Source organism: Streptomyces sp. BB1-1-1 (assembly GCF_031597775.1).
Classification (GTDB): domain Bacteria; phylum Actinomycetota; class Actinomycetes; order Streptomycetales; family Streptomycetaceae; genus Streptomyces; species Streptomyces thinghirensis.
Genome location: NZ_CP134203.1, coordinates 6588247 through 6609541, shown reverse-complemented (window position 1 = coordinate 6609541; position 21295 = coordinate 6588247). Strand labels below are relative to the sequence as shown.

Below are 21295 nucleotides of genomic sequence, written 5' to 3'. Positions count from 1 at the left end.
AATGACCTCGAACGATTGCCTGGGTAAATGGAAAGCTTCTCGCTGATCCTCGCGATTGTGGTGGTAACCGCACTCGCGTTCGATTTCACGAACGGTTTCCACGACACCGCGAACGCGATGGCAACGACCATTTCGACCGGTGCGCTCAAGCCCAAGGTGGCGGTGGCCATGTCCGCCGTCCTCAACCTTGTAGGCGCCTTCCTCTCGGTGGAGGTCGCCAACACGATCTCCAAGGGTCTCGTCGACGAGACCGGCATCCGTCCCGAGGTCATCTTCGCCGCTCTGGTGGGCGCGATCCTCTGGAACCTGCTGACCTGGCTGGTCGGGCTCCCGTCCAGCTCCTCGCACGCCCTCATGGGCGGTCTGATCGGTGCCGCGGTCGCCTCGGCGGGCGTCGGCGCGGTCAACGGCGACGCGCTCGTCACCAAGGTGCTGATCCCGGCGATCGCCGCCCCGCTCGTCGCGGGCCTCGCGGCGCTGCTCGGCGCGCGGCTGACGTACAAGCTCGGCCGCAAGGCCGACGGCAGGGCCGCCGCCAAGGGCTACCGCGCCGGGCAGATCGCCTCCGCCGGGCTGGTCTCGCTGGCCCACGGCACCAACGACGCCCAGAAGACGATGGGCATCATCACCCTCGCCCTGGTCGCCGGCGGCTCGCTCGCCCCCGACTCCGACCCGCCCATGTGGGTCATCCTCTCCGCGGGCATCGCCATCGCGCTCGGCACCTACCTCGGCGGCTGGCGCATCATCCGCACCATGGGCAAGGGCCTGACCGACCTCCAGCCGCAGCAGGGCTTCGCCGCCCAGACCAGCGCCGCGACGGTCATCCTGGCCTCCTCCCACCTCGGCTTCTCCCTCTCCACCACGCACTCGGTCTCCGGCGCGGTGATGGGCGCGGGCCTCGGCCGCAAGGGCGGCGTGGTGCGCTGGTCCACGGCCACCCGGATGTTCGTCGCCTGGGGCCTGACCCTGCCGGCCGCGGCCCTGGTCGCCGCGATCGCCGAGTGGGTCTGCGGCCTGGGTGACTGGGGCACCGCGCTCGTCGCGGTCTTCCTGGTCGCCTCCAGCGCCGCCATCTGGAAGCTCTCCCGGCGCGAGATCGTCGACCACACCAACGTCGTCGACGAGCCCGAGGAGGCCGGTGTGGTGACCACGGCGATGGCCGCCGTCTCCCCGCCCCCGGCGGGCGTGACCGAGGACCTGGCCGCGGCCGGTGCCCCGGGCTCCGCGTCCGACTCCAAGGCCCCCTCGGCCACCACCTCCGTCTGAGCCCGCGCCCCGGGTACGAAGGAAAGCGAACTCCATGAGCATCGACTGGGCAGCTCTCGGCTCCGTCTTCGGGGTCAGCCTCGTGGCCACCGTGGCCCTGGTGGGCCTGTTCACCCTCGGCATCGTCGGCCTCTCCCGCCAGGAGCGGGCGGCCGCACAGGGCGGCTCCGCGGCCCTCGCGGTCACCGGCGCGTACGCCTGCTTCGCGGCCTGCGCGGCCGCAGTGGCGTACGGCATCTACCTGATCGTCGCCTGAGCGACCACGCGCGGGCACCGCGCGCATCCCCTTGTGAGGCGGGGCGCGGGACGGACACCGACCGTCCCGCGCCCCGCCTCTTCTCGTGCCGGCGCACACCGCCCGTGTGTGGGGCTTCGCACACTCCCCCGCCGCAGGTCAACGCCAGGTTGACGGGTGTTCGCGGGCCGTGGTGGACTGCCGGAGCCAATACGGCGGCAGGAGAGGAAGCCCGGTGCGAATCCGGCGCGGTCCCGCCACTGTGACCGGGGTACAGCCCCCGGGAGCCAGGAACTCTCACCGCCGGTCTCTTCTAACCAGGGCGCGGACACCCTGAGTGAGGACATATCGCCATGCGCGGCTGCGGTTCCAGGCACAGCGGTCCCGGGTACACCGGTTCCGGGTACACCAGCGACACGCTCTCCCGCCCCACGGCCGGTTGAGCCGTGCGCGCCGAACGCGTCTTCGCGTACGGCGCCGCCGCCGGCCTTCTCGGTGACCTCCTCCTCGGCGACCCGCGCCGCGGACATCCGGTCGCCGCGTTCGGCCGTGCCGCCGGTGCCGTGGAACGGGTGCTGTGGCGGGACCACCGGGGCTGGGGCGCGCTGCACACCGCCGTGTGCGCCGGAGGCGCCGCCGCCCTCGGAACGGCCGCCACACGCGCCGTACGCCGCTCCCCCGCCGCCTCCGTCGCCCTGACCGGCGCCGCCACCTGGGCCGTCGTCGGCGGCACCTCGCTCGCCCGTGAGGCCCGCGCGATCGGCCGTGCCCTGGAGGCCGGCGACGTCGAGGCGGCCCGGACGCGGCTGCCGCACCTGTGCGGGCGGGACCCGCAGGCGCTGGACGCCGACGGGATCGCCCGGGCCGTCGTGGAGTCCGTCGCCGAGAACACCTCGGACGCGGTCGTGGGCGCCCTGGTGTGGGGCGCGGTCGGCGGAGTGCCCGGACTGCTCGGCTTCCGGGCCGTGAACACCCTGGACGCCATGGTCGGCCACAAGTCCCCCAGGTACCGGCGGTACGGCTGGGCCTCGGCCCGCCTCGACGACCTCGCGGGCTGGCCGGGCGCCCGGCTGACCGCCGTACTGACCACCGTGGCCGGCGGCGATCCGCGCGGCGCCGTACGGGCCTGGCGCGCCGACGCCGCACAGCACCCGAGCCCCAACGCGGGCCCCGTGGAGGCGTCGTTCGCGGGCGCCCTGGGCGTGCGGCTCGGCGGAACGCTCTCCTACGGCGGGCGGGTGGAGCACCGGCCCGTCCTCAACGGGGCGGCGGGACGCGCCGTCCGGGCCGGCTCCGGCGACATCGACCGGGCCGTCCGGCTCTCCCGGCGCGTGGGCTGGCTGGCGCTCGGCGTGTGCGCGGGCGCGCGGCTGATCGCGCGCGGGGCCGTCGGGAAGGGGCGTACGTCGTGAGCGGTCGCCTCCTCAAGAAGGGACGTACGTCATGAACGGTGGCCTCCTCGTCGCCGGCACCACCTCCGACGCCGGCAAGAGCGTCGTCACCGCCGGGATCTGCCGCTGGCTGGTGCGGCAGGGCGTCAAGGTCGCGCCCTTCAAGGCGCAGAACATGTCGCTCAACTCCTTCGTCACCCGCGAGGGCGCAGAGATCGGGCGGGCGCAGGCCATGCAGGCCCAGGCGTGCCGCGTGGAGCCGACCGCGCTGATGAACCCGGTGCTGCTCAAGCCGGGCGGCGAGCGCAGCAGCCAGGTCGTGCTGCTCGGCAAGCCGGTCGGCGAGATGAGCGCCCGCGGCTACCACGGCGGGCGGCAGCGGCAGTTGCTCGGCACGGTGCTCGACTGTCTGGCCGAGCTGCGGGGCACGTATGACGCGGTGATCTGTGAGGGGGCGGGCAGTCCGGCCGAGATCAACCTGCGCCGGACGGACATCGTGAACATGGGGATCGCCCGGGGTGCCGGGCTGCCCGTGCTCGTGGTGGGCGACATCGACCGGGGCGGGGTCTTCGCCTCGTGCTTCGGGACGGTGGCGCTGCTCGCGCCCGAGGACCAGGCACTGGTCGCCGGGTTCCTCGTCAACAAGTTCCGGGGTGACGTGTCGCTGCTGGAACCGGGTCTCGAGATGCTGCACGGGCTCACCGGACGGCACACGTACGGCGTCCTGCCGTTCCGACACGGGCTCGGCATCGACGAGGAGGATGGACTGCGCGTCTCCCTGCGCGGGACGGTGCGCGAGTCGGTCGTCGCGCCGCCGGTCGGCGAGGACGTGCTGCGGGTCGCTGTCTGCGCGATCCCGCTGATGTCCAACTTCACGGACGTGGACGCGCTCGCCGCCGAGCCGGGTGTCGTGGTGCGGTTCGTGGACCGGCCGGAGGAGCTGGCCGACGCGGACCTCGTGATCGTGCCGGGGACGCGCGGGACGGTCCGGGCGCTTCAGTGGCTGCGGGAGCGGGGGCTCGCGGACGCCATCGCGCGCAGGGTGGCCGAACAGCGGCCCGTGCTGGGCATCTGCGGCGGCTTCCAGCTGCTCGGCGAGCACATCGAGGACGAGGTCGAGTCCCGGGCCGGGCACGTGGACGGGCTCGGAGTGCTGCCCGTGCGGGTGCGGTTCGCCCGCGAGAAGACCCTCACCCGGCCGGTGGGCGAGGCCCTCGGCGAGCACGTCGAGGGGTACGAGATCCACCACGGGGTCGCCGAAGTCACCGGCGGCGCACCCTTCTTGGACGGCTGCCGGGTCGGCCAGACCTGGGGCACGCACTGGCACGGCTCGCTGGAGTCGGACGGCTTCCGGCGGGCCTTCCTGCGCGAGGTGGCCGCCGCCGCGGGCCGCCGCTTCGTGCCGGCCCCCGACACCTCGTTCGCCGCGCTGCGCGAGGAGCAGCTCGACCGGCTCGGCGACCTGATCGAACACCACGCGGACACGGACGCGCTGTGGCGGCTCATCGAGTCCGGCGCGCCGCAAGGACTGCCCTTCATTCCACCGGGAGCGCCCGCATGAGCACAGTGTTGTTGTTGTCGACCGCCGACACGGACCTCCTGGCGGCCCGCGCGTCGGAGGCCGCCTACCGGATCGGCAACCCGACCCGGGTCGACGTGACGGAGGAGCTGCCGGGGCTCGTCGACGGCGCGGACGTCGCCGTCGTACGCCTGCTGGGCGGCAAGCGCGCCTGGGAGGACGGGCTCGCCGCGCTGAAGGCCGCCGGCATCCCGACGGTCCTGCTGGGCGGCGAGAGCGTGCCGGACGCGGAACTGATGGCCGAGTCGTCGGTGCCGGCCGGGGTGGTGGCGGAGGCGCTGCGCTACCTCGTCGAGGGCGGGCCCGCCAACCTCACCCAGCTCGCCCGGTTCCTCTCCGACACCGTGCTGCTGACCGGCGAGGGCTTCGACGAGCCGGAGAAGATGCCGGAGTTCGGCGTCCACGGCTCACGGGCCATCGCGCAGGGCCGCCCGACGGTCGGCGTGCTCTTCTACCGCGCCCACCAGCTGAGCGGCAACACCGCCTTCGTCGACACGCTGTGCGACGCGATCGAGGCGCACGGCGCCAACGCCCTGCCCGTCTACTGCGGTTCGCTGCGCGGCGCGGACCCCGGGCTGTACGAGCTGCTGGGCCGGGCCGACGCCCTGGTCGCCACCGTCCTCGCGGCCGGCGGCACGCACGCCTCGCAGGCCTCGGCCGGCGGCGACGAGGAGGCCTGGGACATCGGGGCGCTGGCCGACCTGAACGTCCCGGTGCTGCAAGGGCTCTGCCTCACCTCCTCCCGCGCCGCCTGGGAGGCGTCCGACGCCGCCCTCTCCCCCATGGACGCGGCGATGCAGGTCGCGATCCCGGAGTTCGACGGGCGCCTGGTCACGGTGCCGTTCTCCTTCAAGGAGCAGGGGCCGGACGACGTACCGGTGTACGTCGCCGATCCCGAGCGGGCCGGGCGGGTCGCCGGGATCGCCGTGCGGCACGCGGCGCTGAAGCACAAGGCGAACGCCGACAAGAAGCTGGCGCTGGTCTTCACCGCGTACCCGACCAAGCACTCCCGCGTCGGCAACGCGGTGGGGCTGGACACCCCGGCCTCCGCGGTGCGGGTCCTGGACGCGCTGCGGGACGCCGGGTACTCCCTCACCGACTACCCGTCCGGCGGCGACGAGCTGATCCACCGGCTGATCGCCGCCGGCGGCCACGACGTCGAGTGGCTGACGGAGGACCAGCTGGCGGCGGCGCCCGCGCGGGTGCCGCTGGCCGACTACCGGGCGTGGTTCGAGAAGCTGGACCCGGAGCTGCGGGAGGGCATGCGCCAGGCGTGGGGCGAGCCGCCGGGTTCGCTGTACGTCGACGGGGACGACATCGTGCTCGCGTCGCTGCAGTTCGGGAACGTCGTGGTCATGATCCAGCCGCCGCGCGGCTTCGGCGAGAACCCGATCGCGATCTACCACGACCCGGACATGCCGCCGTCGCACCACTACATGGCGGCCTACCGCTGGCTGGACAACAGCTTCGGCGCCGACGCGATCGTGCACATGGGCAAGCACGGCACGATGGAGTGGCTGCCGGGCAAGGGCCTCGGGCTGAGCGCGGGCTGCGCGCCGGACGCGGTGCTGGGCGACCTGCCGCTGATCTACCCGTTCATCGTCAACGACCCCGGCGAGGGCACGCAGGCCAAGCGGCGCGGGCACGCGACGGTGGTCGACCACCTCGTACCGCCGATGGCGCGCGCCGACACGTACGGCGACCTGGCCAAGCTGGAGCAGCTGCTCGACGAGTACGCGCTCGTCTCCGACCTGGACCCGGTCAAGGCGCCGGCGGTCCGCGCGCAGATCTGGACGCTGGTCAAGGCGGCGGAGCTGCACCACGACCTGCACGTGGACGACCAGCCGGACGACGACGCGTTCGACGAGTTCGTCATGCACATCGACGGCTATCTGTGCGAGATCAAGGACGTGCAGATCCGCGACGGCCTGCACATCCTGGGCGGCGGCCCGGTCGGCGAGCCGCGTGTGAACCTCGTGCTGGCGGTGCTGCGGGCCTCGCAGGTGTGGGGCGGGCAGGCGAACGCGCTGCCGGGCCTGCGGGCCGCGCTGGCCGGGCACTTCGGGCTGGTGGAGAAGGAGCTGCTGGCCGAGCCGGGCGCGCCGGTGAAGGTGCCGGTGGAGCTGACGGACCTGGTCGAGGGGCCGTCCCGCAGCGCCGCCGACGCGATCGACCTGCTGGAGCAGCTGTGCCGGCGGATCGCCGAGGGCATGGAGGAGCGTGGCTGGGCGGTCGCGGAGAGCGCCCCGCTCGTGCGGGAGGTGCTCCGCACCGAACTTCCCGACGCCGTGGCCGTCCTGGAGTTCGCCTGCACCGAGGTCGTGCCGCGGCTCGCCCGGACGACGGACGAGATCGGGCACATCCTGCGGGCGCTGGACGGCGGTTACGTCCCGGCGGGTCCGTCGGGCTCCCCGACCCGCGGGCTGGTCAACGTGCTGCCGACCGGCCGGAACTTCTACTCCGTCGACCCGAAGGCGATCCCGTCCCGGCTGAGCTGGGAGGTCGGGCAGTCCCTCGCGGACTCGCTGATCCAGCGCTATCTGAGCGACACCGGCGAGTACCCGAAGTCCGTCGGCCTCACGGTGTGGGGCACGTCCGCGATGCGCACCCAGGGCGACGACATCGCCGAGATCCTGGCGCTGCTGGGCTGCCGTCCGGTCTGGGACGACGCCTCACGCCGCGTCACCGGCTTCGAGATCGTGCCCCCGGCCGAGCTGGGCCGGCCGCGCGTCGACGTCACGGTGCGCATCTCGGGCTTCTTCCGGGACGCGTTCCCGCACGTCGTGGGGTTGATCGACGACGCGGTGCGGGCGGTGGCGGAGCTGGACGAACCCGCCGACCAGAACTACGTGCGCGCCCACGCCGACGCGGACACCGCCGAGCACGGCGACCGGCGGCGGGCGACGGCGCGCATCTTCGGTTCCAAGCCGGGCGCGTACGGCGCCGGTCTGCTGCCGCTGATCGACGCCCGCAACTGGCGCTCCGACGCGGACCTCGCCGAGGTGTACGCGGTGTGGGGCGGCTACGCCTACGGGCGCGGGCTGGACGGGCGGGCGGCGCGCGGGGACATGGAGACGGCGTTCCGGCGGATCGCGGTCGCGGCGAAGAACGTGGACACGCGTGAGCACGACCTCGTCGACGCCGACGACTACTTCCAGTACCACGGCGGCATGGTCGCCATGGTGCGGCACCTGACGGGGACGAGCCCGGAGGCCTACGTCGGCGACTCGGCCACCCCCGACCAGGTGAAGACCCGGACGCTGGGCGAGGAGACCCACCGGGTCTTCCGGGCCCGCGTGGTCAACCCGCGCTGGATGGCGGCGATGCGGCGGCACGGCTACAAGGGCGCCTTCGAGATGGCGGCCACCGTGGACTACCTCTTCGGGTACGACGCCACGGCCGGGGTCGTGGACGACTGGATGTACGAGAAGCTCAGCGCCGAGTACGTCTTCGACCCGGAGAACCGGGACTTCATGAAGACGTCCAACCCGTGGGCGCTGCGCGGCATCACCGAGCGGCTGCTGGAGGCCGCCGACCGCGGTCTGTGGGCCGAACCGGACGCGGAGACGCTGGAGCGGCTGCGCGCCACCTATCTGGAGCTCGAGGGCGACTTGGAGGGCGACGAGAAGTGAGTACCCCGTTCCCGTTCACGGCCGTTGTCGGCCAGGACGACCTGCGGCTCGCGCTGCTGCTGAACGCCGTCTCCCCGGCGGTCGGCGGTGTGCTGGTGCGCGGCGAGAAGGGCACCGCCAAGTCCACGGCGGTGCGAGCGCTGTCGGCGCTGATGCCGGAGGTGGACGTCGTCTCCGGATGCCGGTTCTCCTGCGATCCGGACGCGCCCGACCCGGGCTGCCCGGACGGCCCGCACGAGCCGGGGGCCTTCGCGTCCCGGCCGGCGCGCATGGTGGAACTCCCCGTCGGCGCCTCCGAGGACCGGCTCGTCGGCGCCCTCGACATCGAGCGGGCGCTCGCGGAGGGCGTGAAGGCCTTCGAGCCGGGCCTGCTGGCCGACGCGCACCGCGGGATCCTGTACGTCGACGAGGTCAACCTGCTCCATGACCACCTGGTCGACCTGCTGCTGGACGCCGCCGCGATGGGCGCCTCGTACGTCGAGCGCGAGGGCGTGTCGGTGCGGCACGCGGCGCGGTTCCTGCTGGTCGGCACCATGAACCCCGAGGAGGGCGAGCTGCGGCCGCAGCTGCTCGACCGGTTCGGGCTGACCGTCGAGGTCGCGGCCTCGCGCGAGCCCGACCAGCGGGTGGAGGTCGTACGGCGCAGGCTCGCCCACGACGACGACCCGACCGCGTTCGCCGCGCGCTGGGCCGACGAGGAGGCCGCCGTACGGGCCCGGATCGTGGCGGCGCGGGAGCTGCTGCCCTCGGTGCGGCTCGGCGACGGGGCGCTGCGGCAGATCGCCGCGACCTGTGCCGCCTTCGAGGTGGACGGCATGCGGGCCGACATCGTGATGGCGCGGACGGCCACCGCGCTGGCGGCCTGGGCCGGGCGTACCGACGTACTGGCGGAGGACGTGCGGCAGGCCGCGCTGCTGGCGCTGCCGCACCGTCGGCGGCGCAACCCGTTCGACGCGCCGGGTCTGGACGAGGACAAGCTCGACGAGACGCTGGAGGAGTTCGGCGGGCCGGGCGAGGACGGCGACGACGATCCCGATCCGGGGCCCGGCGGTCCCGGTGGTGGGCAGCCGGAGCCCGACGACGCCCCGCAGGGCGATGGTGACACCGCCGCGCGGCCCGAGGCCGGTGAGGGCGGAGAGCCGCAGCCTTCCGGCGGCGGTGCCGGTGAGCAGTCCCCCGCGCGTGCCGCCGAGCCGTTCCGCACGAAGGTGCTGAGCGTGCCCGGACTCGGCGAGGGCGCCGCCGGGCGGCGTTCGCGGGCGCGGACCGAGCACGGGCGGACCACCGGGGCCCGCCGGCCCCAGGGTGCGCTGACCAAGCTGCACCTGGCGGCGACGGTGCAGGCGGCGGCGCCGCACCAGCGGGCGCGGGGCCGGTCGGGGCGCGGGCTGGTGGTGCGCCGGGACGATCTGCGGCAGGCGACGCGTGAGGGGCGTGAGGGCAACCTCGTGCTGTTCGTCGTGGACGCCTCCGGGTCGATGGCGGCCCGGCAGCGGATGAGCGCCGTGAAGGGTGCCGTGCTGTCGCTGCTGCTCGACGCCTACCAGCGGCGGGACAAGGTGGGGCTGGTGACCTTCCGGGGTTCGGCCGCCGACGTCGCGCTGCCGCCGACCTCGTCGGTGGACGCGGCGGCGGTCCGGCTGGAGTCGCTGCCGACGGGCGGGCGGACGCCGCTGGCGGCCGGGCTGCTGCGCGCCCATGAGGTGCTGCGGGTGGAGCGGCTGCGGGACCCGGCGCGGCGGGCGCTGGTCGTGGTGGTGACGGACGGGCGGGCGACGGGCGGCCCCGAGCCGGTCGCGCTGGCCGGGCGGGCGGCGCGGCTGTTCGCGGCCGACGGGGTCGCCTCCGTCGTCGTGGACTGCGAGTCGGGGCCGGTGCGGCTGGGGCTGGCCGGGCAGCTCGCGGGTGAGCTGGGCGGTACGGCGGTGACGCTCGACGAGCTGCGGGCGGACTCCATCGCCGGTCTGGTGAAGGACGTTCAGGGCAGCAGGAGGGCCGCGTAATGCCGCAGGGCAAGCCGAGTGTCGTACCGGACGACGGGCTGACGACGCGTCAGCGGCGGAACCGTCCGCTGGTCGTCGTGCACACGGGTGTGGGGAAGGGCAAGTCGACCGCCGCCTTCGGGCTGGCGCTGCGGGCCTGGAACCAGGGGTGGCCGATCGGGGTGTTCCAGTTCGTCAAGTCGGCGAAGTGGAAGGTCGGCGAGGAGAACGCGCTGCGGGTGCTGGGCGCCAGCGGTGAGGGCGGGTCCGTCGACTGGCACAAGATGGGCGAGGGCTGGTCCTGGGTCCAGCGCGACGCGCAGATGGACAACGAGGAGAAGGCCCGGGAGGGCTGGGAGCAGGTCAAGCGGGACCTCGCCGCCGAGACGTACAAGCTGTACGTGCTGGACGAGTTCGCCTACCCGATGCACTGGGGGTGGATCGACACCGACGAGGTCGTGTCCGTGCTCCGGGACCGGCCCGGGACCCAGCACGTCGTGATCACCGGGCGGAACGCCCCGGAGAAGCTGGTGGAGTTCGCCGACCTCGTCACCGACATGTCCAAGGTCAAGCACCCGATGGACGCGGGGCAGAAGGGGCAGAGGGGCATCGAGTGGTGACCTCGCCCTCCGTTCCCCGGCTGGTCGTCGCCGCGCCCTCCTCGGGCAGCGGCAAGACCACCGTCGCCACGGGGCTGATGGCCGCGCTCGCCGGGCGCGGGCTCGCCGTGTCGCCGCACAAGGTCGGGCCCGACTACATCGATCCCGGGTACCACTCGCTCGCCACGGGGCGGGTGGGGCGGAACCTGGACGCGTACCTGTGCGGGGCGGAGCTGGTGGCTCCGCTGTTCCTGCACGGGGCGCGCGGCTGCGACATCGCGGTCGTCGAAGGTGTGATGGGGCTGTACGACGGTGCCGCCGGGGAGGGTGAGCTGGCGTCCACCGCGCACGTCGCCAAGCTGCTGCGCGCGCCGGTCGTGCTGGTCGTCGACGCGTCGGCGCAGTCGCGGTCGGTGGCGGCGCTGGTGCACGGGTTCGTGAGCTGGGACCCGGAGGTGCGGGTCGGGGGTGTGATCCTCAACAAGGTCGGGTCGGATCGGCACGAGGCGCTGCTGCGGGAGGCGTTGGACTCCGTCGGGGTGCCGGTGCTGGGGGTGTTGCGGCGGGCCGCACGGGTGGAGACGCCGTCGCGGCACCTCGGGTTGGTGCCGGTTGCCGAGCGGGGCGTGGAGGCGGTAGAGGCCGTGGCCGCGATGGCGGCGCAAGTGGCCGACGGGTGTGATCTGGAGGCGTTGGTCGCGCTGGCGCGAGGGGCCGGGGCGTTGCCCTGTGCGGCATGGGACCCGGCCGAGGCGCTTGTTCCCTCGCCCCCGCCGCCCCTTCCCGTCCCGTCCCCGGGGGCTGCCGCCCCCGGACCCCCGCTTTCGGCCCTGGACGGGCCTCGTCCTCAGACGCCGGACGGGCTGAAGCGCGTCGCCGTTGCCGGCGGGGCGGCCTTCACGTTCTCCTACGCCGAGCACTCCGAGCTGCTCGCCGCCGCCGGGGCCGAGGTCGTCGTCTTCGATCCGTTGCGGGACGAGGAGCTGCCGGAAGGCACTCGGGGGCTCGTCATAGGGGGCGGGTTCCCCGAGGTGTACGTGTCCGAGCTGTCCGCCAACGAGCCGCTGCGCAAGGCCGTCGCCGAGCTGGCGTCGAGCGGTGCTCCCGTCGCCGCCGAGTGTGCGGGGCTGCTCTATCTGTGCCGGGAGCTGGACGGGCTGCCGATGTGCGGGGTGCTGGACGCCTCCGCGCGGATGTCGGAGCGGCTGACGCTGGGCTACCGGGACGCCGTGGCCGTCACCGACAGTGCGCTGGCCGTCGCGGGGACGCGGATGCGGGGGCACGAGTTCCACCGGACCGTGGTGGAGCCGGGGGCCGGGGCGGCACCGGCGTGGGGGATGCGGGCGCCCGAGCGGCGCGTCGAGGGATTTGTGGAGCGCGGTGTGCACGCGAGCTATCTGCACACGCACTGGGCGTCCGAGCCCGGTGTCGCCCGTCGGTTCGTGGAGAGGTGCCGGACGTCATGAGCAGCAGGCTGATCGGGGTGGGGGTCGGGCCCGGGGACCCCGAGCTGGTGACCGTCAAGGGGGTCAACGCGCTGCGGGCCGCCGAGGTCGTCGTCGTGCCCGTGATGGACACTGGGGAGCGGGGGCGGGCGGAAGCCACCGTGCTGCACTACGTGGGCGCCGAGAAGGTCGTGCGGGTCGTGTTCGCGCTGAACGAGCGCACCGACCGGGCCCGGCGCGAGGCCGCGTGGGACGCGGCCGGGGAGCGGGTCGCCGCTCTGCTGCGGGAGCACGGCAGCGTCGCCTTCGCCACCATCGGCGATCCCAACGTGTACTCGACCTTCACCTATCTCGCGCAGACCGTCGGCGACCTCGTGCCGGGCACCGTCGTGGAGACCGTGCCGGGGATCACCGCCATGCAGGACCTCGCGGCGCGGTCGGGTGCCGTGCTGACGGAGGGCACCGAGCCGCTGACGCTGGTGCCGGTCACCGCGGGGGCCGCCGTGCTCAAGGACGCGTTGAACGGGCCGGGCACGGTCGTCGCCTACAAGTTCGGCCGGCAGGCGGCCGAGGTCGCCGAGGCGCTGCGGGAGACCGGGCGGCTGGACGACGCCGTGTGGGGGTCGGCGCTCGGGCTGCCGGAGGAGTCCGTACGGGCGGCGGCCGAGCTGGACGGCGAGCCGCTGCCCTATCTCTCGACGCTCATCGCGCCCGCCCGGCGCGAGGGCGGGCGGGGCGGCAAGTTGTGAACCGGGGTTCGTCACTCCGCCACGCCCACCACCAGCCAGATGAACGCCGCGCCGGCGACCGTGCACAGCAGGGTCGAGCGGGCGGGATGCTCGTGGTGGGCCTCGGGGAGGATCTCGGCGGCGGCGAGGTAGAGCAGTACGCCGCCGAACAGGCCGAGATACGCGCCGAGTACACCTTCCGGGATCGAGAAGAGGAGGGTCGAGGCAGCACCGGCCACGGGCGCCACGGCGTCGGCGAACAGCATCGCGACCGCGCGGCGGCGGGCGTTCCCGTACAGGCTGGTCAGCGTGTAGGTGTTGAAGCCGTCCGCGAAGTCGTGGGCGATCACGGCCATCGCGACCGCCGCGCCCATGCCGCCGCCGACCTGGAAGGCCGCGCCGATCGCCACGCCGTCCATCGCGCTGTGCCCGACCATCGCGGCGGCGGCCGTCAGGCCCACCTGGGGCGAACGCTGCCCGAGCTCGTCGGCGCCGTGCGCGGCACGGCGGGCGGCCAGCAGGCGTTCCACCAGGTGCGCGAGCAGGAATCCGGCGACGAAGAGCAGCAGTGCCTCGGGCACGCCGAACACCTCGTCGCCCGCCGCCTGAAGCGCCTCCGGCAGCAGGTCGAGGCCGACCACGCCCAGCATCAGGCCGCCGGCCAGGCCCAGGACCAGGTGGCGCCGGTCGGTCACGCGCTGTGCCGTCCAGCCGCCGGCCAGCGTCATCAGGAACGCGCCGAGCGCGACGAAGACCGCCATGGGCCCTTGCTATCCGATCAGAGCGCGTATCCGTGCGCACGACAGCGACAACCGCAGTAAATATGCGTAGGAAAGGACCCCATCCCATGGCTTCCGTGGCTCCCGAGGCTTCCGTTGCCGGTGTTCCCGCGGCCGACGCCTCCCCCGGCAAGGTGACCATCGTCGGTGCCGGTCCCGGCGCCGCCGACCTGCTGACGTTCCGCGCCGCGCGTGCCATCGCCGAGGCCGATGTCGTGATCTGGGCGGCGAGCCTGGTCCAGGCGGAGGTCCTCCAGCACGCGCGCGAGGACGCGGAGATCCTGGACTCGGCGACGATGTCGCTGGAGGACGTCGTCGCCGTCTACCGGCGGGCACGCGAGGAGTGCCTGCGGGTGGCCCGCATCCACTCCGGCGACCCGGCGCTGTGGGGCGGCACGCAGGAGCAGCTCGACCGGTGCGCGGAGATCGGCATCGCGACCGAGATCGTGCCCGGCGTCTCCGCCTTCTCCGCGGTCGCCGCGCTCGCGCGGCGGGAGCTGACCATCCCGGAGGTCGCGCAGTCCGTCGTCCTCACCCGGCTCGGCGGCGGCAAGACGCCGATGCCGCCCGGGGAGGAGGTCCGCGAGTTCGCGAAGCACGGCACCACCATGGCGATCTTCCTGTCCGCGGCCCGCAGCGGCCAGCTGGTGCGGGAGCTGCTAGAGGGCGGCTACCCGACCGAGACCCCGGTGGTCGTCGCCTACCAGGCCACCTGGCCGGAGGAGCTGGTCGTGCGGTGCACGATCGGCACGCTGGAGGAGACGGTCAAGGAGCACAAGCTCTGGAAGCACACCCTCTTCCTGGTCGGCCCGGCTCTCGACGCGCACGGCACCCGCTCGCACCTGTACCACCCGGGGCACTTCCACGGCTATCGGAAGGCCGACCCGGAGGCTCGCAGGGAGCTGCGCACGCGGGGTGCGAGCACGTGATCACCGTGGTGGGGATGGGGGCCGGCGCGCCGCCCGGCGCGGACGTCGCCGCCGGTGCGGAGCTGGTCGTCGGCGGGCGGCGGCATCTGGACGCCGTACGGCTGCCGGAGGGGGCCGAGCGGGTCGTCCTCGGGGCGCTGGCGCCCGCCCTGGACACGGTCGCGGAGTACGTCGCGAAGGAGCGGGCGGTCGTCGTACTGGCCTCCGGGGACCCGGGGTTCTTCGGGATCGTGCGGGCGCTGGCCGAGCGATTCGGGCCGGAGCGGCTCGACGTCCGGCCCGGTGTCTCCTCCGTCGCCGCCGCGTTCGCGCGGGTCGGGCTGCCGTGGGACGACGCGGTGGTGGCCAGTGCGCACGGGCGGGAGCTGCGGACGGCGGTGAACGTGTGCCGCGCGCACCCCAAGGTCGCCGTGCTGACGGGGCCCGGGGCCGGTCCGGCGGAGCTGGGGGCCGCGCTGCGCGCCGACCCACGGGTCCTCGTCGTCGCCTCCGCGCTGGGGTCCGCCGAGGAGCGCGTAGAGCGGGTGACGCCCGCCGAGGCCGCCGTCCGTGACTGGGGGGCGGCGGTGAGCGTGGTGCTGTGCCTGGACGAGGCGCGGACGCTGGGGCCGGTGCGGACGGTCGCCGGGCCGCCGCGGCCGGAAGCCGCCGGGTGGGCGCTGGACGAGGCCGAGTTCGCGCACCGCGACTCGATGATCACCAAGTTCGAGGTGCGGGCACTGGCGCTGGCCCGGCTCGGTCCTCGCCCCGGTGACCTGGTCTGGGACGTCGGCGCGGGCTCCGGGTCGGTCGCCGTGGAGTGCGCGCGGCTGGGCGCCGCCGTCACCGCCGTCGAGAAGACACCGGACGGTGTCGCGCGCGTCCGCGCCAACGCCGCCGCGCACGGTGTCGACGTCCGGGTGGTGCACGGGGCGGCGCCTACGGTGCTGTCCGACCTGGACGACCCCGACGCGGTGTTCGTCGGCGGCGGCGGGCGCGAACTGCCCGTGATCGTCGCGCAGTGCGCGCGGCGGGCGCGGCGGGCCGTGGTCGTCGCCATGGCCGCGCTGGACCGGGTGCCGGCGGTCCGCGGGGCGCTGCTCGACGCCGGGCTGGAGTGCGACGGGGTGCTGTTGCAGTCGTCCCGGCTCGCGCCGCTGCCGGGGGACGTGACCCGGCTCGCGGCGACCAATCCCGTCTTCCTGCTGTGGGGCGTGAGGCCGCACAGCCGTACCGAAGGAGTTGCCCCTTGATCGGCCTCATTTCCGCCACCGCGGCGGGAGCGGCCGCGCGGGACCGGCTGGCCGCGGCGTGGCCGGACCGCACGCGCGTGTACGAGGGTCCCGTCGCGGACGCCGTACGGGCCGCGTTCGCCGAGTGCGAGCAGCTCGTGTGCTTCCTGGCCACGGGTGCCGTGGTCCGGCTCGTGGCGCCGTTGCTCGACGACAAGCGCACCGACCCCGGTGTGGTGTGCGTCGACGAGAGCGGGCGGTTCGCCGTGTCGCTGGTCGGCGGCCACGGGGGCGGTGCCAACGAACTCGCCCGTGCGGTCGGCGAGGTGCTGGGTGCCGAGCCGGTGGTGACGACCGCGACGGACGCCGTCGGGCTGGCCGGCCTGGACACGCTCGGGCTGCCCGTGGAGGGCGATGTCGCCGGGGTCTCGCGGGCGCTGCTGGACGGCGAGCCGGTCGCGCTGCGGTCGGAGGTGCGGTGGCCGCTGCCGCCCCTGCCCGTCGCCGGGGAGGGGGCGTACACGGTCCGGCTGACGGACCGTCTGGTGGAGTCGGCCGAGCGCGAGGCCGTCCTGCGTCCGCCGTCCCTGGTCGTCGGCGTCGGCGCCTCCAAGGGCGCGCCGGTCGAGGAGGTGCTCGGGCTGGTCGAGGCGGCGCTGCGGGACGCCGGGCTGTCCGCCGCGTCGGTCGCCGAGCTGGCCACCGTGGACGCCAAGGCGCAGGAGCCCGGGATCGTCGGCGCCGCCGAGCGGCTGGGCGTGCCCCTGGTGACGTACTCCGCCGGGGAGCTGGCGGGCGTGGAGGTGCCCAACCCCTCCGACGCGCCGCTGGCTGCCGTGGGCACGCCGTCCGTCGCGGAGGCGGCGGCGCTCGTGCGCGGCGGCGAACTCCTCGTGCCCAAGCGGAAGTCGGCGGCGAGCCCCGCCATGGCGACCTGTGCCGTGGTACGGCGGCCGGGGCGCGGGCGGCTCGCGGTGGTCGGGCTCGGGCCGGGCGCCCGGGACCTGGTCACGCCGCGCGCGCAGGCGGAGCTGCGGCGGGCGTCGGTGCTGGTCGGCCTCGACCAGTACGTCGACCAGATCCGCGACCTGCTGCGGCCGGGCACGCGCGTCCTGGAGTCGGGGCTCGGCGCCGAGGAGGAGCGGGCCCGGACGGCGGTCGAGGAGGCCCGGCGCGGGCACGCCGTGGCGCTGATCGGCAGTGGGGACGCCGGGGTGTACGCCATGGCCTCGCCCGCGCTGGCGGAGGCGTCCGACGACATCGACGTGGTCGGGGTGCCGGGCGTGACGGCGGCGCTGGCGGCCGGGGCGATCCTGGGGGCGCCGCTCGGCCACGACCACGTGTCGATCAGCCTGTCCGACCTGCACACGCCGTGGGAGGTCATCGAGCGGCGGGTGCGGGCGGCGGCCGAGGCGGACATCGTCGTGACGTTCTACAACCCGCGCAGCCGGGGCCGGGACTGGCAGCTGCCCAAGGCGCTGGCGATCCTCGCGGAGCACCGGGAGCCGGCGACTCCGGTGGGTGTCGTACGCAACGCGTCGCGGGCCGACGAGTCCAGCCGCCTGACCACGCTCACCGCTCTGGACCCGGCGACGGTCGACATGATGACGGTCGTGACGGTGGGCAACACCGCGACCCGGGAGATCGCCGGGCGCATGGTGACGCCGCGCGGCTACCGCTGGCAGGAGGAGCCGAAGTGAGCCGTGTCGTGCACCCCATCGAGCAGGAGTCCTTCCGGCGGCTGCGCGCCCGGCTGGACACCTCGCACTTCCCGCCGCTGACCCGGGCGGTGGTGGAGCGGGTCATCCACTCCGCCGCCGACCTGGAGTACGCGTCCGACCTCGTCATGGACGAGGGCGAGCTGGTCAAGGCGCACGCCGCGCTGCACGCCGGGGCGCCGGTCGTCGTGGACGTGGAGATGGTCGCGGCGGGGATCACCCGGCGCCGGACCGTGTGCCGGCTGAAGGACGCCGTCGCCGGTCCCGGGCTGACGCGTTCCGCGCACGCCATGCGGCTGGCGTACGAGCAGGTCGGGCCCGGCGCGCTCTGGGTGATCGGCTGTGCGCCGACCGCGCTGGAGGAGCTGCTCACCCTCGACGCCTCGCCCGCGCTCGTCGTCGGGCTGCCCGTCGGCTTCGTCGGGGCGGCCGAGTCCAAGGCCGCGCTGCGGGAGAGCGGACTGCCCGCCGTGAGCAACGTGTCCGAGAAGGGCGGTTCGGCGGTCGCCGCGGCCGCGCTGAACGCCCTGCTGTACCACCCCACTCCGTACGTCGATCCGTACGCCGATTCGCACTCCGAGGAGAAATCGTGACCACCCCCCCGCCCGCCCTGCTCATCGCCGGACACGGCACCCGGGACGAGGCCGGAGCCGAGGCGTTCCGCGACTTCGTGCGCGAGCTGGGCCGCCGCCACCCCGAACTGCCCGTCGCGGGCGGCTTCATCGAGCTGTCCCCGCCGCCGCTGGGCGAGGCGGTCGCCGAGCTGGTCGAGCGCGGTGTGCGCCGGTTCGCCGCGGTGCCGCTGATGCTGGTGTCCGCCGGGCACGCCAAGGGCGACATCCCGGCGGCGCTCTCCCGCGAGAAGGAGCGGCACCCCGGCATCTCGTACACGTACGGGCGTCCGCTGGGCCCGCACCCGGCGCTGCTGCGGGTGCTGGAGCGGCGGCTGGCGGAGGCGGTCGACCCGTCCTGGGACCCCGCCGAGGTGACCGTGCTGCTGGTCGGGCGCGGGTCGACGGACCCGGACGCCAACGCCGAGGTGTTCAAGGCGGCGCGGCTGCTGTGGGAGGGGCGCGGGTACGCGGCCGTGGAGACGGCGTTCGTGTCGCTGGCGAAGCCGGACGTGCCGGGCGGCCTGGACCGGTGTGTGCGGCTGGGGGCGCGGCGGGTCGTGGTCCTGCCGTACTTCCTGTTCACCGGCATCCTCCCGGACCGGGTCCGGCACCAGACCGAGGAGTGGGCCGCCGCGCACCCGGAGACGGAGGTCCGGTCGGCCGACGTGATCGGGCCGGAGCCGGAGCTGCTCGACCTGGTGTGGGAGCGCTACGAGGAGGCGGTGAAGGGCGATCTCCGGATGAACTGCGACTCGTGCGTGTACCGGATCGCGCTGCCGGGGTTCGAGGACAAGGTGGGACTGCCGCAGCAGCCGCACTTCCACCCCGACGACGACGGCCATCACCACCACGGGCACCATCACGGGCATGGACACGCACACTCCCATGCACACTGAGGCCGCCGGTCCTGATCTGCGGCACCACGGGGACACCGAGGTCCGCGACGACGGCTCCGCCCTGGTGGACCTCGCGGTGAACGTCCGCGCGGACACGCCCCCGGCCTGGCTGCGCGAGCACGTCGCCGCCTCGCTCGGCTCCCTCGCGGCCTACCCGGACGGGCGGGCCGCGCGGGCGGCGGTGGCGGCGCGGCACGGGCTGCCGGTGGAACGGGTGCTGCTGACGGCGGGTGCGGCGGAGGCGTTCGTGCTGCTGGCGCGGGCGCTGAAGGTGCGCCGGCCGGTCGTGGTGCACCCCCAGTTCACGGAGCCGGAGGCGGCGCTGCGGGACGCGGGGCACACGGTCGACCGGGTGCTGTTGCGGGAGGCGGACGGCTTCCGGCTGGACCCGGCGGCCGTCCCGGAGGACGCCGACCTGGTGGTGATCGGCAACCCGACGAACCCGACGTCGGTACTGCACCCGGCGGCCACGATCACGGAACTGGCCCGCCCGGGGCGGACGCTGGTCGTGGACGAGGCCTTCATGGACGCGGTGCCGGGCGAGCGGGAGGCGCTGGCGGGGCGTACGGATGTGCCCGGACTGGTCGTCCTGCGGAGCCTCACGAAGACGTGGGGGCTGGCCGGGCTGCGCATCGGATACGTCCTGGCGGCGCCTGAGACGATCACCGACCTGGAGCGCGCGCAGCCGCTGTGGCCCGTGTCCACGCCCGCGCTGGCGGCGGCCGAGGCGTGCGTGGCCCCCCGGGCCCTGGCGGAGGCCGCCCACGCCGCCCACCGCATCGCCGCGGACCGGGGCCATCTCGTCGCCGGGCTGGCGCAGTTCGCGGACGCCGGGCTGCGGGCCGTCGCCCCCGCCGAGGGCCCCTTCGTCCTCGTCCGCCTCCCGCACGCCGCCGCGGTACGCCACCGGCTGCGCGGCCTCGGGTACGCGGTGCGGCGCGGGGACACGTTCCCGGGGCTGGGCGAGGAGTGGCTGCGCCTGGCGGTACGGGACCGGACGACGACGGACGGCTTCCTGCGCGCCCTGGGGCGGACGGTGGCGGAACCGGCCTGACGAGGCGGCCGGCCCTGCCCCGGAGGCCCCCTCGACGCGCGCCGCCACGCCCGGCGCGCCTGCGCGGGCCCGGGACCCGCCCGACCCCGAACGCCCCGGGCAGGCCCCTGGCCCGCACGCCCGTGCGGTCACCGGCCACACGCCCGAGGCGGGCCGAGAGCCGCGCGACCGGGCCACATCCGGAGGCCCCCTCGACGCACGCAGCCACGCCCGGCGGGACCACCGGGGGCGGGGACGGAGCCCGCACAAGTCCGGCCCGCCCCGGCCCGGCGCGCCTGCGCGGGCCCGGGACCCGCCCGACCCCGAACGCCCCGGGCAGGCCCCTGGCCCGCACGCCCGTGCGGTCACCGGCCACACGCCCGAGGCGGGCCGAGAGCCGCGCGACCGGGCCACATCCGGAGGCCCCCTCGACGCACGCAGCCACGCCCGGCGGGACCACCGGGGGCGGGGACGGGGCCCGCACAAGTCCGGCCCGCCCCGGCCCGGCGCGCCTGCGCGGGCCCGGGACCCGCCCGACCCCGAACGCCCCGGGCAGGCCCCTGGCCCGCACGCCCGTGCGGTCACCGGCCGCACGCCCGAGGCGGGCCGGGAGCCGCGCGACCGGGCCACATCCGGAGGCCCCCTCGACGCACGCAGCCACGCTCGGCGGGACCACCGGGGGCGGGGACGGGGCCCGCACCGGTCCGGCCCGCCCCGGCCCGGCGCGCCTGCGCGGGCCCGAGACCCGCCCGACCCCGAACGCCCCGGGCAGGCCCCTGGCCCGCACGCCCGTGCGGTCACCGGCCACACGCCCGAGGCGGGCCGGGAGCCGCGCGACCGGGCCACATCCGGAGGCCCCCTCGACGCACGCAGCCACGCTCGGCGGGACCACCGGGGGCGGGGACGGGGCCCGCACCGGTCCGGCCCGCCCCGGCCCGGCGCGCCTGCGCGGGCCCGAGACCCGCCCGACCCCGAACGCCCCGGGCAGGCCCCTGGCCCGCACGCCCGTGCGGTCACCGGCCACACGCCCGAGGCGGGCCGAGAGCCGCGCGACCGGGCCACATCCGGAGGCCCCCTCGACGCACGCAGCCACGCCCGGCGGGACCACCGGGGGCGGGGACGGGACCCGCACAAGTCCGGCCCGCCCCGGCCCGGCGCGCCTGCGCGGACCCGGGACCCGCCCAACCCCGAACGCCCCGGGCAGGCCCCTGGCCCGCACGCCCGTGCGGTCACCGGCCACACGCCCGAGGCGGGCCGA

General features: G+C 75.2%; 16 protein-coding genes and 1 riboswitch. Of the genes, 15 read left to right on the top strand and 1 reads right to left on the bottom strand.

What is annotated here, in order from left to right; translation table 11 throughout:
- The first annotated feature begins 27 nt into the window (after positions 1–27).
- The 9 genes from RI578_RS30220 (at position 28) to cobI (ending at position 12878) form a co-directional block, all read left to right on the top strand.
- On the top strand, positions 28–1266 hold the full coding sequence (locus RI578_RS30220; protein ID WP_310874028.1) for an anion permease: 1239 nt from the start codon (positions 28–30) through the stop codon (positions 1264–1266).
- 34 nt (positions 1267–1300) lie between these two features.
- On the top strand, positions 1301–1522 hold the full coding sequence (locus RI578_RS30215; protein WP_310874027.1) for a hypothetical protein: 222 nt from the start codon (positions 1301–1303) through the stop codon (positions 1520–1522).
- Positions 1523–1677: 155 nt separating this feature from the next.
- Positions 1678–1819: riboswitch (cobalamin riboswitch) on the top strand.
- 128 nt (positions 1820–1947) lie between these two features.
- Positions 1948–2913, top strand: coding sequence for a cobalamin biosynthesis protein (locus tag RI578_RS30210; protein WP_310874026.1), 966 nt, complete (start codon positions 1948–1950; stop codon positions 2911–2913).
- Positions 2914–2944: 31 nt separating this feature from the next.
- A complete protein-coding gene (locus RI578_RS30205) occupies positions 2945–4453 on the top strand; it encodes a cobyric acid synthase (protein ID WP_310874025.1) in 1509 nt (502 codons plus the stop codon).
- Entirely contained in the window at positions 4450–8103 is a 3654-nt protein-coding gene (gene cobN, locus RI578_RS30200; protein ID WP_310874024.1) for a cobaltochelatase subunit CobN, read from the top strand. Before RI578_RS30205 ends, cobN begins: the two co-directional genes overlap by 4 nt.
- Positions 8100–10106 carry a putative cobaltochelatase gene (locus tag RI578_RS30195; RefSeq protein WP_310874023.1) on the top strand — a complete coding sequence of 669 codons (2007 nt, stop codon included), beginning with the start codon at positions 8100–8102 and terminating at the stop codon, positions 10104–10106. The genes cobN and RI578_RS30195 overlap by 4 nt, the downstream gene beginning before the upstream one ends.
- Positions 10106–10705 (top strand): cob(I)yrinic acid a,c-diamide adenosyltransferase, encoded by a 600-nt coding sequence (gene cobO, locus RI578_RS30190; protein ID WP_310874022.1) that lies wholly within the window; start codon positions 10106–10108, stop codon positions 10703–10705. Before RI578_RS30195 ends, cobO begins: the two co-directional genes overlap by 1 nt.
- Positions 10699–12150: a cobyrinate a,c-diamide synthase gene (locus RI578_RS30185; RefSeq protein WP_310874021.1), complete on the top strand. Its 1452-nt coding sequence runs from the start codon at positions 10699–10701 to the stop codon at positions 12148–12150. The genes cobO and RI578_RS30185 overlap by 7 nt, the downstream gene beginning before the upstream one ends.
- Entirely contained in the window at positions 12147–12878 is a 732-nt protein-coding gene (gene cobI / locus RI578_RS30180) for a precorrin-2 C(20)-methyltransferase (RefSeq protein WP_310874020.1), read from the top strand. The genes RI578_RS30185 and cobI overlap by 4 nt, the downstream gene beginning before the upstream one ends.
- Positions 12879–12889: 11 nt before the next feature.
- On the opposite strand, the gene RI578_RS30175 is transcribed toward cobI, so the two are convergent.
- Positions 12890–13618: a ZIP family metal transporter gene (locus tag RI578_RS30175; RefSeq protein ID WP_310874019.1), complete on the bottom strand. Its 729-nt coding sequence runs from the start codon at positions 13616–13618 to the stop codon at positions 12890–12892.
- A gap of 86 nt (positions 13619–13704) precedes the next feature.
- Here RI578_RS30175 and cobM point away from each other — a divergent pair, with 86 nt between their 5' ends.
- From cobM to cobC, 6 genes are read left to right on the top strand one after another with little or no spacing between them, the layout of a single operon-like run.
- Positions 13705–14565: a precorrin-4 C(11)-methyltransferase gene (gene cobM, locus RI578_RS30170; RefSeq protein WP_310874018.1), complete on the top strand. Its 861-nt coding sequence runs from the start codon at positions 13705–13707 to the stop codon at positions 14563–14565.
- Positions 14562–15797, top strand: a complete 1236-nt coding sequence (gene cbiE / locus RI578_RS30165) for a precorrin-6y C5,15-methyltransferase (decarboxylating) subunit CbiE (protein WP_310874017.1) — start codon at positions 14562–14564, stop codon at positions 15795–15797. Before cobM ends, cbiE begins: the two co-directional genes overlap by 4 nt.
- Positions 15794–17476, top strand: coding sequence for a precorrin-3B C(17)-methyltransferase (cobJ, locus tag RI578_RS30160; protein ID WP_310874016.1), 1683 nt, complete (start codon positions 15794–15796; stop codon positions 17474–17476). The genes cbiE and cobJ overlap by 4 nt, the downstream gene beginning before the upstream one ends.
- A complete protein-coding gene (locus RI578_RS30155; RefSeq protein WP_310874015.1) occupies positions 17473–18087 on the top strand; it encodes a precorrin-8X methylmutase in 615 nt (204 codons plus the stop codon). Before cobJ ends, RI578_RS30155 begins: the two co-directional genes overlap by 4 nt.
- Positions 18084–19004 (top strand): sirohydrochlorin chelatase, encoded by a 921-nt coding sequence (locus RI578_RS30150; RefSeq protein ID WP_310874014.1) that lies wholly within the window; start codon positions 18084–18086, stop codon positions 19002–19004. Before RI578_RS30155 ends, RI578_RS30150 begins: the two co-directional genes overlap by 4 nt.
- Positions 18976–20058 (top strand): Rv2231c family pyridoxal phosphate-dependent protein CobC, encoded by a 1083-nt coding sequence (gene cobC / locus RI578_RS30145; protein WP_399061880.1) that lies wholly within the window; start codon positions 18976–18978, stop codon positions 20056–20058. Before RI578_RS30150 ends, cobC begins: the two co-directional genes overlap by 29 nt.
- Positions 20059–21295 lie beyond the last annotated feature (1237 nt).

Bases quoted from the DNA above. Each gene is read 5' to 3' on its own strand.
- RI578_RS30205 (WP_310874025.1), top strand. From the start codon at position 2,945: ATGAACGGTGGCCTCCTCGTCGCCGGCACCACCTCCGACGCCGGCAAG.
- cobC (WP_399061880.1), top strand. From the start codon at position 18,976: ATGGACACGCACACTCCCATGCACACTGAGGCCGCCGGTCCTGATCTG.
- RI578_RS30175 (WP_310874019.1), bottom strand. From the start codon at position 13,618: ATGGCGGTCTTCGTCGCGCTCGGCGCGTTCCTGATGACGCTGGCCGGC.
- RI578_RS30220 (WP_310874028.1), top strand. From the start codon at position 28: ATGGAAAGCTTCTCGCTGATCCTCGCGATTGTGGTGGTAACCGCACTC.
- RI578_RS30215 (WP_310874027.1), top strand. From the start codon at position 1,301: ATGAGCATCGACTGGGCAGCTCTCGGCTCCGTCTTCGGGGTCAGCCTC.
- cobI (WP_310874020.1), top strand. From the start codon at position 12,147: ATGAGCAGCAGGCTGATCGGGGTGGGGGTCGGGCCCGGGGACCCCGAG.
- cobN (WP_310874024.1), top strand. From the start codon at position 4,450: ATGAGCACAGTGTTGTTGTTGTCGACCGCCGACACGGACCTCCTGGCG.
- cobO (WP_310874022.1), top strand. From the start codon at position 10,106: ATGCCGCAGGGCAAGCCGAGTGTCGTACCGGACGACGGGCTGACGACG.
- cobM (WP_310874018.1), top strand. From the start codon at position 13,705: ATGGCTTCCGTGGCTCCCGAGGCTTCCGTTGCCGGTGTTCCCGCGGCC.